Source organism: Microbulbifer sp. 2205BS26-8 (assembly GCF_030731025.1).
GTDB classification, from domain to species: domain Bacteria; phylum Pseudomonadota; class Gammaproteobacteria; order Pseudomonadales; family Cellvibrionaceae; genus Microbulbifer; species Microbulbifer spongiae.
Genome location: NZ_JAVAMR010000026.1, coordinates 39,990 through 55,408 on the forward strand (window position 1 = coordinate 39,990; position 15,419 = coordinate 55,408).

Sequence of the window (15,419 nt, forward strand, 5' to 3'; positions counted from 1 at the left end):
CCGCAAACAGCAAATTGCCGTCACTCAATGCAGCGTGATTTTCACTCCCTGCCTGATTCGAACGCCTGTTTATCACACCGAACACCAAACTGCCGGGTAAGCACACCCTCAAAGAGGTAACTGCCACTGACTGTAGGTCCCTGCGACTCAAAATGCTATCTCTTTTGCACCTGGTTTGCTCAGGGAGAATTCAACGAAGCGGAAATCTCAGCCTCATTATCAGTTTGATAAAATTGCGATCAGTATTAGCAGCATAGACTGGAAAAAGCGCATAACGCTCATAAACAGAGCCAGCGCAAATAATCCCGACGCCAAGTATCGACACCCGATCAAAAGCAATTCCGCTGAAGCCATATAGCGGATTTAACAACGGCGCTTACTCTGCAACGCTCTTGTTTTTTCCGGAAAAAAACGCTGCCAAACTATGACACCCGCTTTTTTATGGCGTTAAAAAAACAAGCGAAAAGCAATATTCAAGCGACAACGTGCTACCATACGCCTTGTCAGTTCGAAGGCAGACTGCAACGGATGCGATGTTCAGATATACACAAAAAACTGCTCTTCTGAAAAAAACTGAATACCGTGGGGCACAGCAAGTCCACCGGAATACCAGTAGATCTCTGTGCATTTCCACAGTTATTGATTCCTGGATAGCTGATGACAATCTGCCACACAGCCAATCCATTGTTTCTTGACTTAACAGCTGGTTTTCCAGGCAATAGAACAGTGGAGAAGCCCCACTCGCGGGGGATGTGACCTATCTCCTCGCGCAGTTGCGATACCAGAAGCTGACAGGCCCCGAGCTGTTGACCCATTATTTTCCTTTCTTACCAAAGGATAAAAAGGAACCCAGCCTCCCGAATCGCTGATTTTTTCTTTGTTTTCAACCCAAGCCAGTGCGCCAAATCCACATAGCGGGTAATGTGCAACAACCCGCTCAACTAAAAGCCGGTTGTCATAGACGGACGACAAACGAGACGGGTTCGACCGGTGGTGATTCAAGGCGCGTTGAAAGCACGTTCTGGTATTGAGAAGCGGTATAAGGCTATCGGCCATGCACTGGATAGCCACACCGGGATTTCAGTGAGACCTCAAAAAAGCTGTCTTATGATTTTTTGCAGCACACTATCGCGGTTCTGATCCGATTTGACCAAAAGCAAGATGGCCCGCTCGGAGGGATTCGAACCCCCGACTTCCACCTCCGGAGGGTGGCGCTCTATCCAGCTGAGCTACGAGCGGGTAGTGTGGGGCCTGGACCATCAACCCCTGTGGCCTGTTGGAAAGGGCCGATACTCCGTGATCCGCTCCCGGCCGCAGAAGAACAACGCTGTCTTCTGCCAGGGCAAGAGTGACTGCCGGTACGGAGTGGGCGGAGTATACAGAAGCAGTGCGGGGTGTGAAAGGCATTGTGTCGGCTCAACCGGCCTTTGGCAAGGACTGGTGGTGTGCTTATAATGCGCGGCGTTGAAGTACGCAGTGGTATGGGGTGAATTCTGTTCGGTCCTTTGAAGGGGGTAGTATGAAGAGTATTTTGGGTTTTGTGGCGGCACTGACCGTCAGTGCGGCTGCGGCTGCGGCTGCGGCAGTGGCCCAGTCTGTTGACCAGGAGATTGCCGAGCGTATTGCTCCGGCGGGCAAAACCTGTATGAAAGGTGAGGCATGTGCGGCAGCGGTAGCAGCGGCACCGGAGAGTGCCAGTGCCGCTGGACGCAGTGGCGAGCAGATCTACAATGCGAGCTGTTTCACCTGTCACGCAGCCGGCGTAGCGGGTGCACCCAAGCTCGGCGATGTGGCCGCCTGGGCGCCGCGGATCGCCAAGGGCATGGATACGCTCTACAGCAACGCCATCAACGGTATCAATGCCATGCCGCCTAAAGGCCTGTGTATGGATTGCAGCGATGACGAAATCAAAGCGACCGTCGACTATATGGTGGAAAAAAGCAAGTAGCCGTTTGCGCTACCCGGAGGCCGCTCAAGGAGCGGCCTTTTTTGTTCGCCGGTCATGGCCTATGCCCCACGAGAGTAGCAGGCGCTGCTGGCGCAACAAGGATAAAGGTATCGCGCTGCGCGCACCTCAATCAAACATACGCAACAACGACCCCAGGGTCTCCTCTCCCTTTGCCTGGTTCTGCTGCGGCGTGGTTTTGCCGAATCCCTCCCGAATTACATCCTCCTCGGGCAATTCATCCAAAAAGCGGCTGGGCGTGGTGTCCTGAATTTCGCCGAACTGCTTGCGCTTGCCGGCCAGGGTCATCGTCAGCGTGCGCTGCGCGCGGGTGATGCCGACATAGGTGAGACGGCGCTCCTCTTCAATATTGTCATCTTCGATACTGTTGCGATGCGGCAGCAGGTTTTCCTCCATGCCGATCATAAAGACATGGGGGAATTCCAGGCCCTTGGCGGCGTGCAACGTCATCAGACTGACCTTATCGGTGGCCTCCTCTTCCTCCTGTCGCTCCAGCATATCCCGCAGGATCAGCTTGGAGATAGCCTGTTCCAGGCGGATATCCTGCTCCAGTGCATCATCGGTGCCCGCCATGATCTTGTTGAGGGACTCCAGCAACCAGTACACATTCTCCATGCGCTTCTCGGCCACTTTCTCACTGCTGGCGTTTTGCGCCAGCCAGCCGGCGTAGTCGATATCCTCCAGCATTTCGCGCAGGGCCTCGCTGGCAGTGGTTTCGCGGCAGTTGCGCTGTACGCCCTCGAGCCACAGGGCAAAGCGGTTGAGACGTTCGTAGCCCTGTTCGTTGATCTGGGCCTTGAAGCCCAGTTCGCAACAGGCCTTGAACAGGGAGACCTCGCGACTTTTGGCATAGTGGCCCAGGGTTTCCAGGCTGCTGGTGCCGATCTGGCGGCGCGGGGTGTTGATAATCCGCAGGAAGGCGTTGTCATCGTCGGGATTCACCAGCAAGCGGAGGTAGGCCATCACGTCCTTGATCTCGGCGCGGGCGAAAAACGACGTGCCCCCGGACATCTGGTAAGAGATTTGGTGTTCCTGCAGCTTCAGCTCCACCAGGCGCGCCTGGTGGTTACCGCGGTAGAGCACCGCGAAGTCCCTGAATTTGCAGCCGCGACGGCTTTTTTGCAGGTAGATCTCGTTGGCGATGCGCTCGGCCTCGTCATTTTCGTTGCTCACCCTGATCACGCGGATCTCTTCCCCCAGGCCACGATCGGACCACAGCGCCTTGTCAAACACATGGGGATTATGGGCGATCAACTGGTTGGCCACTTTGAGAATACGACTGGTGGAGCGGTAGTTTTGCTCCAGCTTGATCAGGCGCAGGCCGGGAAAGTCGGTCTTGAGGGCTGTCATATTCTCCGGTCGCGCGCCGCGCCAGGCGTAGATGGACTGATCGTCGTCCCCCACCACCGTGAGACTGCCGCGGTCCCCCAGCAGCAGTTTCACCAGCAGGTACTGGGCATTGTTGGTGTCCTGGTATTCGTCCACCAGCAGGTAGCGGATCTTCCTGCGCCAGCGCTGCAGCAGCTCCAGGTCACTGTCGAACAGCTGCACCGGCAGCAGGATCAAGTCGTCGAAGTCCACCGCATTATACGCCTTGAGAGCCTCGCAGTAGCGATCGTAGGCGATGGCGATGGCCTGCTCACCGGGGCTCTGCGCCTGCTCCAGGGCCCGGCGCGGTGTGCGCATAGCATTCTTCCAGTTGGAGATCTGGTTTTGCACCCGATCGAGCAGGTCCGTATCCAGATCGCCATCGCGCAACATCAGTTCCTTGATCAACGCGCGGGCGTCCTCGGCATCGAAGATGGAGAAGCCCGGCTTCAGGCCGGCAGCGCGGTATTCCTTGCGCAGGATATTCAGGCCCAGGTTGTGGAAGGTGGATACGATAAGGCCATGACTCGCCCTGGAGCGCTTGCCGCCCGGCCCCGCCAGCAGTTTGCCCACCCGCTCCTTCATCTCCCGCGCGGCCTTGTTGGTAAAGGTGAGGGCGGCGATATTGCGCGCGGCGTAGCCACACTGCTCGATCAGGTAAACGATCTTGCGGGTGATGACACTGGTCTTGCCGGAGCCGGCACCGGCCAGTACCAGGCAGGGGCTATCGACATATTTCACCGCTTCCAACTGGCGGGGATTGAGCTGGGTCATAGATGGGGCTACATGGTTGCGCGACGGAAAAGCGGGGGATTCTATCAGCCTTGGCTAGAATTCTCCCGGCGTCCGTACCAAGGTTCGCCTGGGCGTGTACTTTGGCGGTGGGATTGGCTATAACTGCACCCTCTTCACTGCTGTTGTCATCCCATGCAACAACCCATTGCCGGTTATCATCTGGATAAAGAGGGTCACTGGGTGGCCGAGCTTGCCTGTGGCCACTGCCAGCATGTGCGCCACAATCCGCCCTGGACCAACCGGCCCTGGGTGATCACTGAGGTAGGGCGCGCGTCCAGGTTGAGTGTTCAACTCAACTGCAGGAAATGCGATGCGGGTCTGCCGCCCGATAGACTTGAAAAGGCGTTATAACCATGGCAAGAATCTGGGTCGATGCCGATGCCTGCCCGGTGGTCATCCGGGAAATCCTGTTCCGCGCTGCAGGGCGCACGGCAACAGAAACGACCCTGGTGGCAAACCAGGCCGTCAGGGTGCCGCCGTCCCGTTATATCCGCTCCCTGCAAGTGAGCGCCGGCTTCGATGTGGCCGACAATGAAATTGTGCAGCGCTGTGCAGCCGGGGACCTGGTGATTACCAGCGATATCCCCCTGGCGGCGGAGGTCATTGATAAGGGCGCCGAGGCCCTGAACGCCCGCGGTGAACGCTACACCAAGGCCAATATCCGCGCGCGCCTGAATATGCGCGATTTTATGGATACTCTGCGTTCCAGCGGCGTGCAGACCGGTGGCCCGCCGGCACTCAGCCAGGCGGATCGCAAAGCCTTCGCCGATCAGCTGGACCGGTGGCTGGCAAAGTGCCGCAACTGAGCCTGGGGGTCGGCGTTGCACAGTATCGGGCTGGAGCCATTGCGGGCAACACAACTCCAAACACTGATGTCCTGGCTGCCGGATCGGCAGCAGTGCCAGCAGTGGAGCGGCCCGCATTTCCGCTTTCCTTTCAATAGAGCATCTTTTCTTGAGGACTGCCGCTGGCCGGAGTTGTCAAGCTACGTTCTCCAGAACTTAAAAATACCAATGCTTGAAGTAATATACACCAAACTTTGTTTTGGGGATTGATTACAATGGCCAGTACACAGGCCAGGGGCTACATGCATAACGGTAACCTGAATCCTGTAGATCAAGCCAGTGCTGCCTGATACAGGCAACTCCCATCCCGGAATTAATAATGCGTCAAGGTGATTGAAATTCCGGCTCTTATTTGGTCAGTTTCTTTGTACAAGCGCACCTATAAATTAAAGAGCTGGCCTGTCTTGCCTCGCGGTAACGCCGACAGCAATTGAGACAGCGCGTTCTTGGCGAAATAACTGCGCGGATGAAACTCCCTTTTTTGCGTATTCCAGAACTATTCGTTGTGATAGGGCAAAGGAGTGAGGCACATTAACGGGGTTCCCCTCCCAGGGATGTACAGAAAGTCCTCCCTGTCACAGCACATATTGGAGCAGGACAAGGTGTATACTTTTTTCACACATTGCCGCAGCGATAGAGCCTAGCGTACACCTGGAATACCAGGTTGTGGGCAGAGCACATCCCGTCGATAATCACTGCATTCCAGGCACCGGGTAAAAGATAAAACGAGTCAATTCAATGCATTTCAGCACAATCACTGCCACAGCCCTGTCTGTGGTACTGGCCGGGATAACTTCCGCAACAGAGCTGGACCCACTGCCACAATTGGAGGCCTACAAGGTGCCAAAGTCCTGGCGGCAGCCGGTGGCACCCCTGCGAATTGCAGCAAATACCTGGCAAATCGGTACACAGGGTATTACCGCTCTGCTACTCACTGGCAGTGAAGGGGCGATTTTGATCGATGGGGGTATGGCGCAAACTGCGGATCACGTGCTCGCAAACCTGGGAGTATTGGGGTTGCAGCCCACCGACCTGAAACTGATACTGCACAGCCACGCCCATGCCGATCACGTCGGTTCCTTGGCGGCTGTGCAGCGCGCGACTGGCGCCCGAATCGCAACTAATGCTGAATCCGCGCTCTTGATGGCCCGCGGTGGAGCTGATGATATCCACTTTGGGGACGGGATACTGTACTCTCCCATCCAGGCCGATCGCATACTGCATCAGGGCGAGGAAGTCGCTTTGGGCAATCTGCATCTGCGTGTACATTTTATTCCGGGCCATACCCCAGGCAGCATGGCCTGGACCTGGCAGGACACGATCAATGGTAAAACAACACAACTCGCCTATGTGGACAGCTTGAGTGCACCGGGATATCAATTGATCAACAATAGCCGCTATCCCGATATTGTGCGGGACTATCAAACCAGTTTCGAGCGTGTGCGCAACCTGCCCTGCGAGCTACTGATCACGCCCCATGCAACGGCCAGTGGCTGGGTATTTGGGAAGACCGCCACTCAGAAAACACCGCTTAGCTGCAAGCACTATGCGGATAAGGCAGAGAGGCAATTTCAAATCCAGCTAGAGGCAGAGCGTCAGGGGTCGGCAGGAGGGCAATAACCTCTTTCCAAATATCCTGGTCAAACGACATTGCGCGGAAAAACACCACTGCGTCGTCTCCCCTCGAGCAAAAATCTCGATAAAAAATATTAAAGCAGTCCATTGATATTTACACGTCAGTAGATCGGTCCCCGTTTTCCACTTCAATCATTTGCATACGGAGATTTGCCGCGCTTGTTGCACGATGGTGATTAGGGCGGCCACTCAGCGCAACCAGGACAACAAAAGTTTTCCGTTGACCTAACTTTTGCCTCCTCGTATAGTTAATCACTAAGCTAAGTATTATCAATGCGACAGTCGTGAAATTGATGTTCATCCTCCTGCGATCAGGTCAGAGCCAATTGTGAAGGTTACGGGAGAAATACAGTTGTGGCATTGAGGAAAGCGAGTACATGATGGCTGTCTGAGTTCTAAATAATGCACGCAAATCTGGGCAACTGATATCGTCGATCCCACTGATCGATCTTCACGCCAGCACATCCGTTGTGCCTTATGGAGGCAGGTTTTTGCATACCTACAGGAATGAAAGTTGAATCGTCCTGGCTAACCGATATGCCAGATACATATTGTGATGCGCTGGAAGTGGCATACCCCGACTCCAGAAAACCCTCGCTTATCCTTGATAGGACCAGCCGGAATTTGGAATTGTTTAAAAGAAAATGGTGCACCCGACAGGATTCGAACCTGTGGCCTTCACCTGCGGAGGGTACGCCTCTGCAGCAGTCTAGGTTTCGGGGGACAGTGCCTGCAAAATGCTGGCCGTCGGGTCCACCTGGTTCATGGTATAAAAATGTAACCCCGGCGCGCCGCCCTCCAACAGGGTTTCACATAAATCCGTCACCACCTCGAGCCCCAGTTTGCGGATATCCTCCAGGTTGTGGTAGCTCTCCATGCGCTTTTTCAACCACCTTGGAATTTCCGCGCCACAGTTGCGGGAAAACCGCATCAGGCTATCAAAATTGCTTATTGGCATAATACCGGGATAAATCGGTGCATCGATGCCGGCTTTTTCACACTGATCAATAAAGTAGAAATAGGAATCGGGGTTATAGAAATACTGGGTAAGCGCACTGTCAGCACCCGCTTCAAACTTGGCTTTCAAATAGCGGATATCGTCACCATAGCTATTGGATTCCGGATGTATTTCCGGATAGGCAGCCACCTCCAGATGAAAGTGGTCTCCACTGTGTCGGCGGATAAAAGCCACCAGTTCATTGGCGTACACCAACTGTGCAACAGCACCCATACCGGAGGGCATATCACCACGCAGGGCCACTATGCGGGTGACACCGGTTTCCCGGTACAGATTCAACAATCCGAGAATCGTTTCTTCATTATCTCCACCAAACGACAAGTGGGGTGCGATGGAGATACCATCGCGGCACATATCGGTGACAATACCGGCAGTGGTCTCGCGCGTGGTGCCGCCGGCACCATAGGTCACGGAAAAAAACTCGGGATCAAATGCCTGCAGTATTTCACGGGTCCGGTACAGTTTGGCACGGCCATCGGCCGTTTTTGGGGGAAAAAATTCAAAGCTGATCCGAATGGGGTCTTTCATTGTCTATTCCAGTCCCTGTGGCATCCAGGTACCGGTAAAGCCGGCACCTTTTACCAGAGTATCAGTATTTATAACTTTCGGGCTTGTAGGGGCCATCCACAGAGACCCCAATATAGTTGGCCTGCTGTTCGGTCATGCGGGTAATGACACCGCCAAAGCCCTCCACCATATAGCGTGCCACCTCTTCATCGAGACGCTTCGGCAGTACTCTGACATACAGGGCCGGCACTTTCTGGTCTGCGGGCAGATCGGCAAACTTCTCTTGAAACAGATGAATCTGCGCGAGAACCTGGTTGGCAAATGAACCATCCATGATGCGACTGGGGTGGCCGGTGGCATTGCCGAGATTGACCAGGCGGCCCTCGGAAAGCAGCAGCAGGTGATCATTGTTTTCCCTGTTGCGCACCACTTTGTGTACCTGCGGCTTCACTTCCTGCCACTGCCAATGCTCGCGCATAAAAGCGGTATCAATTTCGTTGTCGAAGTGGCCGATGTTCGACACCACAGCGCCACTCTTGAGGGCCGCCAGCATGTGCGCATCACAGACATTGGCATTACCGGTGGTGGTAACAATCAGGTCCGTATTGGCAAGCAGCTGTGTATTGATGCCCTCAGCCGTACCGGTATTGATACCGTCGATGTAGGGGGAAACCAGTTCGAAGCCGTCCATACAGGCCTGCATGGCGCAGATAGGGTCCACTTCGGAAACCTTTACAATCATTCCCTCCTGGCGCAGGGAGGCAGCGGAGCCTTTGCCCACGTCTCCATAGCCAATCACCAGCGCCTTTTTCCCAGCCAGCAAGTGGTCGGTAGCGCGCTTGATGGCATCGTTCAGGCTGTGGCGACATCCATACTTGTTGTCGTTTTTGCTCTTGGTGACGGAATCATTGACATTGATTGCGGGCACTTTCAGTGTGCCCTCGCGCAACATATCCTGCAGGCGGTGCACGCCGGTGGTAGTCTCTTCACTGACCCCATGGCACTGATCGAGAATATGCGGATAGTTGCGGTGCAGCAGCTCCGTGAGGTCACCGCCATCATCGAGAATCATATTCGGCTGCCAGCCGGCAACATCCGCACCCACGGTACGCTCCAGGCACCACGCGTATTCGTCCTCGGTCTCGCCTTTCCAGGCAAATACCGGTATACCGCGCGCGGCAATTGCGGCCGCAGCGTGGTCCTGGGTGGAAAAAATATTGCAGGAAGACCAGCGCACTTCGGCACCCAGCGCAACAAGCGTTTCGATCAGCACCGCGGTCTGGATGGTCATATGGATACAACCCATGATGCGCGCTCCGACCAGTGGCTGCTCTGCGTGGTATTTTTCCCGCAGGGTCATCAGTGCCGGCATTTCACCCTCGGCAATCTCAATTTCACGGCGGCCCCATTCGGCCAGGGAAATATCCGCGATCTTAAAATCCTTAAATTCAGTGCTCATCTGATTCATGCTTTTTCAGGTCCAGTAACAGGGTTTTTCACAAGGGCGCTTACCGCCCGCATTTCAGTGTTTCTTGCTGCAGAGCCAGAGATTAGTCGATGCAGCTAAAGCCCGGCCTGGGCACGCAGGGCGTCTGCCTTGTCCGTTTTCTCCCATGGGAAGGCGGTAAAGGTTTCACTGTGCTGCTGCCCATCGCCGTCCATCCAGTTGTAGGTATGTGTAGCGGGGTCGCGACCGAAATGGCCGTAAGCCGCCGTTAGCTGGTACATGGGGTGCAACAGATCCAGGAACTTGGAAATGGCGAAAGGGCGCAGGTCGAAATTCTCGCGCACCAGTTCCACCAGTTTGTCCTCCGGGACCATGCCGGTGCCAAAGGTGTTGATGGCAACGGAGGTGGGTTCAGCGACACCGATGGCGTAGGACACCTGGATTTCACAACGCTTGGCCAGGCCCGCCGCGACAATATTCTTGGCTACATAGCGACCCGCATAAGCCGCGGAGCGGTCCACCTTGGAAGGGTCCTTGCCGGAGAAGGCACCGCCACCGTGGCGCGCTGAACCACCATAGGTATCCACGATAATCTTGCGCCCGGTGAGACCACAGTCACCCATTGGGCCACCGATCACAAAATTGCCTGTGGGGTTGATATGGTACTTGGTGTCGGCGTGCAGCCATTCCAGTGGCAGGGTGTGATGCACAATCAGCTCCATAACTGCTTCGCACAAATCCGTCTGGCTCACATCCGGATTGTGCTGGGTGGAGAGCACCACCGCATCAATGGCACAGGGGCGGCCCTGCTCGTTATAGCGGAAAGTCAGCTGACTCTTGGCATCCGGGCGCAACCACGGCAGCAGGCCGGACCTGCGCACTTCTGCCTGACGCTCCACTAAGCGGTGCGAATAATAAATCGGTGCCGGCATAAAAGTGGGGGTTTCATTGGTGGCGTAGCCAAACATCAGCCCCTGATCACCCGCGCCCTGATCTTCAGGCTTGGCGCGATCGACACCCTGAGCGATATCTACAGACTGCTTGCCGATCACATTGATCACGCCACAGGTTTCGCCATCATAGCCCACATCGGAAGAGGTATAACCAATATCGGTGATCACCTTGCGCACCAGTTCTTCCAGGTCGACCCAGGCAGAGGTGGAGATCTCCCCGGCAATCACTGCAATACCCGTTTTTACCAGAGTTTCACAGGCCACACGGGCCTGTTTGTCACGGGCCAGCAGAGCATCCAGTACCGCATCGGAAATCTGGTCGGCAATCTTATCCGGATGTCCTTCGGAAACGGATTCCGAAGTAAACAGTGTGTATTCACTCATGTGGGAGTCTCCATTGATTCCATCGTGGGCGGTTGTATAAATTCTGTTTCTGTCAACGCCTGCCCAATACCTTCAGGGCTTGATAAATTCGCGTATCTGGATCTGAAAACCATTGCGCAGGGCACTGTAGACACTGCGCCCGTCCTTCAGATCGGCGCTCTGCGCCCAGTCGCTCAACTGTTGCGGGGCAAATCCCAGCCACAGGTCCCCACAGGCCTCTCTGGCCCAGTCTTGCGCGTGTTCCTGCAACTCGGCCACCAGCAGGCGCCCACCGCTTTTCAGGGCGCTGTGCAGGTCGTAAAAAATCCGGGCGGGGTCCGGTGTGTGGTGCAGTACCATATTCACCACAATGGTGTCGGCACTGTCCGGGCGCGCTGCGGCTGCACGGGTGTCGCTGCAGACAAACTCGATATTGTTCAGGCCGTGCTCGGCGGCAAAAATCCGCGCGCGCGCCAGCATGGCGGACGACAGATCCAGCGCTGTCACTGTGTTAAAGCGCTGCGACAGCTCCTGCAAAAACTCCCCCTCTCCGGGGCCCACCTCTATCGCATGCCCCCCGGGGTGCAGCAGCTGGGCAACCTGCGGACCATATACCCCATAGCCAGCGATCAATTCCTGCTGCTCGCGGAAACGGTTGCCGTAGTCGGCAAAGAAATGTTGCGAGGCCTTGGCCCGTTCCTCGGAAATACGCGCTACCGACTGAACCCGCCCAGCGGACAGGGGCAGTTGGTCCAGATCGGTAAACAGCTGCATCAGCAGCGCAGAACTGCCGGTGCGCCGATAAAAGAGGTTATTGCCCTCGCGCCGCTTACTGACCAGACCGGCCTGGGCGAGTACCTTCAGGTGATGGCTCAGGGTCGGTTGGCGCAGATCGAAGATACGGCACAACTCCAGCACACTGTAGGAATCCCGGCTGAGCAGGCGCAATATCTCGAGCCGCAGAGGGTCACCGGCCGCTTTCAGGGTCGCCGCCAAGCGGGAAATTCCCGTGCCAGGGCCGGGTTCCGAGAGGGAATGGGATTCAGGCATGGAAGCGAGTCTAGCAAGTGCACGGATCTATATCAAAATTTTTTGATATAGATTGATAAAATTATTTTGATGCAGATGAGTCAAGGCTTCTCCGATCACCATTTGAACCGTTGTTGCTGCGCTTTTTATTGGCAAATTCTCTGCCAAGGCTTTGCGCAGAGCGGGCCTTTACGGGAGAATACGCCCCCGTTTTAGTGACCCCACGGAAATCTGCCCACAGAGCAGCGCCGCGGTCCCTCCCAGAACCAGAGAGTCCTCCTTATGTCTTCTATCCCCTCTCGCACACACAAGGCCAATGCCATCCGGGCCCTGTCCATGGATGCAGTTCAAAAAGCCAATAGCGGTCACCCCGGTGCACCTATGGGTATGGCAGATATCGCCGAAGTGCTCTGGAATGACTACCTGAAACACAATCCGGCCAATCCAGAATGGGCCGACCGCGACCGCTTTGTGCTGTCCAACGGTCACGGCTCGATGCTGTTGTATTCCCTGCTGCACCTGTCCGGTTACGACCTGCCACTTGAAGAACTGAAGAATTTCCGCCAGCTACACGCCAAGACCCCGGGGCATCCGGAACACGGTTATGCGCCCGGAATTGAAACCACCACCGGCCCGCTTGGCCAGGGCATAACCAATGCGGTCGGCATGGCGCTGGCAGAAAAAGTGCTGGCAGCCCAATTTAACCGCCCCGGCTACGAATTGATCGATCACCGCACCTATGCATTTATTGGCGACGGCTGCCTGATGGAAGGGATCTCTCATGAGGCCTGTTCTCTCGCCGGCACCCTGGGTCTGGGCAAGCTGATCGTCTTTTACGACGATAACGGTATCTCCATTGACGGTGAAGTCGAGGGCTGGTTTACCGACGATACACCCAAGCGCTTCGAATCCTACGGTTGGCATGTGATCCCCGATATCGACGGCCACGATGCCACAGCCATCAAGGCTGCGATCGAAAAGGCGCGCACCCATACCGACAAGCCCTCCATTATCTGCTGCAAGACCGTCATAGGCTTCGGCTCACCCAATAAGCAGGGCCGCGAGGAGTGCCACGGTGCACCGCTGGGCGAGGATGAGATTGCGCTGGTGCGCGAAACTCTGGACTGGCCCCACGCTCCCTTCGAGATTCCCGAAGCGATCTACGCAGGCTGGGATGCCAGGGCCAAAGGAGAAGCCCAGGAAGACGAGTGGAACGATATCCTCGCAGACTATCGCGAAGTATTCCCGGAGCTGGCCGCCGAGTTTGAGCGCCGCATGGGAGGTGAGCTGCCGGCAGACTTCCCGGTGAAAGCCGACGCCTACATCAAACAGTGCCAAGAGCAGGCTCAGAGCATCGCCTCTCGCAAGGCGAGCCAGAATACCCTGAACGCCTACGGCCCGCTGCTGCCGGAATTACTCGGCGGCTCCGCGGATCTTGCCGGTTCCAACCTCACCCTCTGGTCCGGCTCCAGGGCGATCAGTGCAGAGGATGCCTCCGGTAACTACGTATACTATGGCGTACGCGAGTTCGGGATGAGTGCCATAATGAACGGCATTGCCCTGCACGGTGGCTTTGTCCCCTACGGTGCCACCTTCCTGATGTTTATGGAGTATGCACGCAATGCGGTGCGCATGGCCGCACTGATGAAACAACGTGCAATCTTCGTCTACACCCATGATTCCATTGGCCTCGGCGAAGATGGCCCCACCCACCAGCCGGTAGAACAGCTGAGTGCACTGCGTTCAACCCCCAACCTGCATACCTGGCGCCCCTGTGACGCCACCGAATCCGCTGTGAGCTGGAAAATGGCCATTGCGCGGAAAAAGGGCCCCAGTACACTGATCTTCAGCCGCCAGGGCCTGGCGCCGCAAAGCCGCAGTGCTGCGCAACTGGCACAGATAGAAAAAGGTGGCTATGTCCTGTCTGATTGCGATGGCACTCCGGCTGCGATCATTATCGCCACCGGCTCGGAGGTGGCGCTGGCCATGGCGGCACAGGAAAAACTGGCGGGCAGAAAAGTGCGTGTGGTTTCCATGCCCTGTGCCGAGGTTTTTATGGAACAGGACGAATCCTATCGCGAGTCCGTACTGCCCTCTGCGGTGCGCGCACGCCTGGCGGTGGAAGCCAGCCACATAGATTACTGGTACAAGTTCGTCGGTTTCGATGGTGCCATTATCGGCATGCAGAGGTTTGGTGAATCCGCCCCCGGCGCCGAGCTGATGCGTTATTTCGGATTCACTGTGGACAATGTTGTGGAAGCCGTAAAGAAACTGCTGTAGTTATCCCGGCTATTGGCGCTGTCTCCCGATATCGGCCCGAATGGCAAACCTGCTGCCACTCCAGTTGGCGACGGTTGCTCCAGCGCCCCCTATAACTTCAACCTGGCAACACTGTTATGACGATTCGACTCGCCACCAATGGCTATGGCCGCATCGGCCGCTCCGTTCTGCGTGCCCTCTACGAATCCGGTGCCCGGGCCACCTTGCAGATTGTTGCCATCAATGAGCTTGCCGACTGTGCCACTATTGCGCACCTGACCAAATACGATTCAGTACACGGGCGCTTCAACGGCGAAGTGTCTGCGGAAAAAGATATGCTAGTGGTCAATGGCGATCGCATCGCTGTCACGCACAGCGAACGGCTGGAAGACCTGCAGTGGCACAGAAACAATGTGGATATTGTACTGGAGTGTACTGGCAGCTTTAAGGAGCGCAAGCACGCAGAGTTACACCTGGCTGCCGGTGCCAAGCGGGTTTTATTTTCCCAACCCGCCAGCCGCGATGTGGATGCCACCATTGTCTATGGCGTCAATGACCAGATCCTCAGCGGTAAAGAAAGGATTATTTCTGCTGCCTCCTGTACCACCAACTGCAGTGTGCCGGTTATTGCGGCTCTGGATACAGCATTCTGTATCGAAGCCGGGGTGATTACAACCATCCACTCCGCCATGAACGATCAACCGGTGAGTGATGCCTACCACCATACCGACCTGAGAAAAACCCGCTCCGCCGTTGCTTCGATTATCCCCATCGACACCGCACTGGCCCGCGGTATCGAGCGTATTCTCCCCCATTTGGCCGGGAAATTCGAAGCCCAGGCCATGCGTGTGCCCACCGTCAATGTCTCCGCCATTGATCTGTCTGTACAATTGCAAAAAACCGTCAGCCAATCTTCAGTGAATGCCCTGCTTGAATCGGCAGCCGCAAAAAACTTTAAAGGCGTACTGGGTTTTACCGAAGAACCCCTGGCTTCCTGTGATTTTAATCACGACCCGCGCTCCGGCATTATTGATGCTAGTCAGACGCGGGTGGCCGGAGGTAAGTTGGTGAAGATTTTAATCTGGTTTGACAACGAATGGGGCTTTGCAAATCGCATGCTGGATGTGGCCAGGCAGATCACTTGAACGGCTTACCTTGCCCATTTGGTTAAAAATAACCCGCCATCCACATAGCCCGAATTTTTTGCCCTGTAAAACCGGGACGGACCAGAGAG

11 protein-coding genes and 1 tRNA gene are annotated in these 15,419 nt (G+C 55.9%); 6 read left to right on the forward strand and 6 right to left on the reverse strand.

The features are described from left to right. Nucleotides 1-1,162: 1,162 nt before the first annotated feature. Nucleotides 1,163-1,239 (reverse strand) — tRNA-Arg (locus Q5Y71_RS10415). Between the two features lie 280 nt (nucleotides 1,240-1,519). Here Q5Y71_RS10415 and Q5Y71_RS10420 point away from each other — a divergent pair. Further along, nucleotides 1,520-1,948 (forward strand): cytochrome c5 family protein, encoded by a 429-nt coding sequence (locus Q5Y71_RS10420; protein ID WP_306042108.1) that lies wholly within the window; start codon nucleotides 1,520-1,522, stop codon nucleotides 1,946-1,948. 126 nt (nucleotides 1,949-2,074) lie between these two features. On the opposite strand, the gene rep is transcribed toward Q5Y71_RS10420, so the two are convergent. Then, complete coding sequence (gene rep, locus Q5Y71_RS10425; protein ID WP_306042109.1) at nucleotides 2,075-4,108, reverse strand: DNA helicase Rep; 2,034 nt, start codon at nucleotides 4,106-4,108, stop codon at nucleotides 2,075-2,077. A gap of 153 nt (nucleotides 4,109-4,261) precedes the next feature. Here rep and Q5Y71_RS10430 point away from each other — a divergent pair, with 153 nt between their 5' ends. The 3 genes from Q5Y71_RS10430 (at nucleotide 4,262) to bla (ending at nucleotide 6,594) form a co-directional block, all read left to right on the forward strand. Further along, the gene (locus tag Q5Y71_RS10430; RefSeq protein ID WP_306042110.1) at nucleotides 4,262-4,480 is read left to right on the forward strand and encodes a DUF3565 domain-containing protein; all 219 of its coding nucleotides are present in this window, start codon (nucleotides 4,262-4,264) and stop codon (nucleotides 4,478-4,480) included. A 2-nt stretch (nucleotides 4,481-4,482) separates the two neighbouring features. Next, complete coding sequence (locus tag Q5Y71_RS10435; RefSeq protein ID WP_306042111.1) at nucleotides 4,483-4,935, forward strand: YaiI/YqxD family protein; 453 nt, start codon at nucleotides 4,483-4,485, stop codon at nucleotides 4,933-4,935. Nucleotides 4,936-5,712: 777 nt separating this feature from the next. Beyond that, a complete protein-coding gene (bla, locus tag Q5Y71_RS10440; protein ID WP_306042112.1) occupies nucleotides 5,713-6,594 on the forward strand; it encodes a subclass B3 metallo-beta-lactamase in 882 nt (293 codons plus the stop codon). Between the two features lie 724 nt (nucleotides 6,595-7,318). Here bla and metF read toward each other — a convergent pair. The 4 genes from metF to Q5Y71_RS10460 all read right to left on the reverse strand — a co-directional run bounded on the left by metF (nucleotide 7,319) and on the right by Q5Y71_RS10460 (nucleotide 11,947). Next, nucleotides 7,319-8,155: a methylenetetrahydrofolate reductase [NAD(P)H] gene (gene metF / locus Q5Y71_RS10445; RefSeq protein WP_306042113.1), complete on the reverse strand. Its 837-nt coding sequence runs from the start codon at nucleotides 8,153-8,155 to the stop codon at nucleotides 7,319-7,321. A 61-nt stretch (nucleotides 8,156-8,216) separates the two neighbouring features. Further along, nucleotides 8,217-9,602: an adenosylhomocysteinase gene (gene ahcY / locus Q5Y71_RS10450; RefSeq protein WP_306042114.1), complete on the reverse strand. Its 1,386-nt coding sequence runs from the start codon at nucleotides 9,600-9,602 to the stop codon at nucleotides 8,217-8,219. 95 nt (nucleotides 9,603-9,697) lie between these two features. Continuing rightward, nucleotides 9,698-10,918, reverse strand: a complete 1,221-nt coding sequence (gene metK / locus Q5Y71_RS10455) for a methionine adenosyltransferase (protein WP_306042115.1) — start codon at nucleotides 10,916-10,918, stop codon at nucleotides 9,698-9,700. A 72-nt stretch (nucleotides 10,919-10,990) separates the two neighbouring features. Further along, nucleotides 10,991-11,947: a metalloregulator ArsR/SmtB family transcription factor gene (locus Q5Y71_RS10460; RefSeq protein ID WP_306042116.1), complete on the reverse strand. Its 957-nt coding sequence runs from the start codon at nucleotides 11,945-11,947 to the stop codon at nucleotides 10,991-10,993. A 261-nt stretch (nucleotides 11,948-12,208) separates the two neighbouring features. On the opposite strand from Q5Y71_RS10460, the gene tkt reads away from it, so the two are divergent. Then, complete coding sequence (gene tkt, locus Q5Y71_RS10465) at nucleotides 12,209-14,206, forward strand: transketolase (protein WP_306042117.1); 1,998 nt, start codon at nucleotides 12,209-12,211, stop codon at nucleotides 14,204-14,206. A gap of 116 nt (nucleotides 14,207-14,322) precedes the next feature. After that, nucleotides 14,323-15,330 carry a glyceraldehyde 3-phosphate dehydrogenase NAD-binding domain-containing protein gene (locus Q5Y71_RS10470; RefSeq protein ID WP_306042118.1) on the forward strand — a complete coding sequence of 336 codons (1,008 nt, stop codon included), beginning with the start codon at nucleotides 14,323-14,325 and terminating at the stop codon, nucleotides 15,328-15,330. Nucleotides 15,331-15,419: the final 89 nt, after the last annotated feature.

Excerpts from the sequence above, each read along its gene's own strand:
- bla (WP_306042112.1), top strand. The coding sequence starts at position 5,713 with ATGCATTTCAGCACAATCACTGCCACAGCCCTGTCTGTGGTACTGGCC.
- metF (WP_306042113.1), bottom strand. The coding sequence starts at position 8,155 with ATGAAAGACCCCATTCGGATCAGCTTTGAATTTTTTCCCCCAAAAACG.
- rep (WP_306042109.1), bottom strand. The coding sequence starts at position 4,108 with ATGACCCAGCTCAATCCCCGCCAGTTGGAAGCGGTGAAATATGTCGAT.
- Q5Y71_RS10430 (WP_306042110.1), top strand. The coding sequence starts at position 4,262 with ATGCAACAACCCATTGCCGGTTATCATCTGGATAAAGAGGGTCACTGG.
- tkt (WP_306042117.1), top strand. The coding sequence starts at position 12,209 with ATGTCTTCTATCCCCTCTCGCACACACAAGGCCAATGCCATCCGGGCC.
- Q5Y71_RS10420 (WP_306042108.1), top strand. The coding sequence starts at position 1,520 with ATGAAGAGTATTTTGGGTTTTGTGGCGGCACTGACCGTCAGTGCGGCT.
- Q5Y71_RS10470 (WP_306042118.1), top strand. The coding sequence starts at position 14,323 with ATGACGATTCGACTCGCCACCAATGGCTATGGCCGCATCGGCCGCTCC.
- metK (WP_306042115.1), bottom strand. The coding sequence starts at position 10,918 with ATGAGTGAATACACACTGTTTACTTCGGAATCCGTTTCCGAAGGACAT.
- Q5Y71_RS10460 (WP_306042116.1), bottom strand. The coding sequence starts at position 11,947 with ATGCCTGAATCCCATTCCCTCTCGGAACCCGGCCCTGGCACGGGAATT.
- Q5Y71_RS10435 (WP_306042111.1), top strand. The coding sequence starts at position 4,483 with ATGGCAAGAATCTGGGTCGATGCCGATGCCTGCCCGGTGGTCATCCGG.
- ahcY (WP_306042114.1), bottom strand. The coding sequence starts at position 9,602 with ATGAATCAGATGAGCACTGAATTTAAGGATTTTAAGATCGCGGATATT.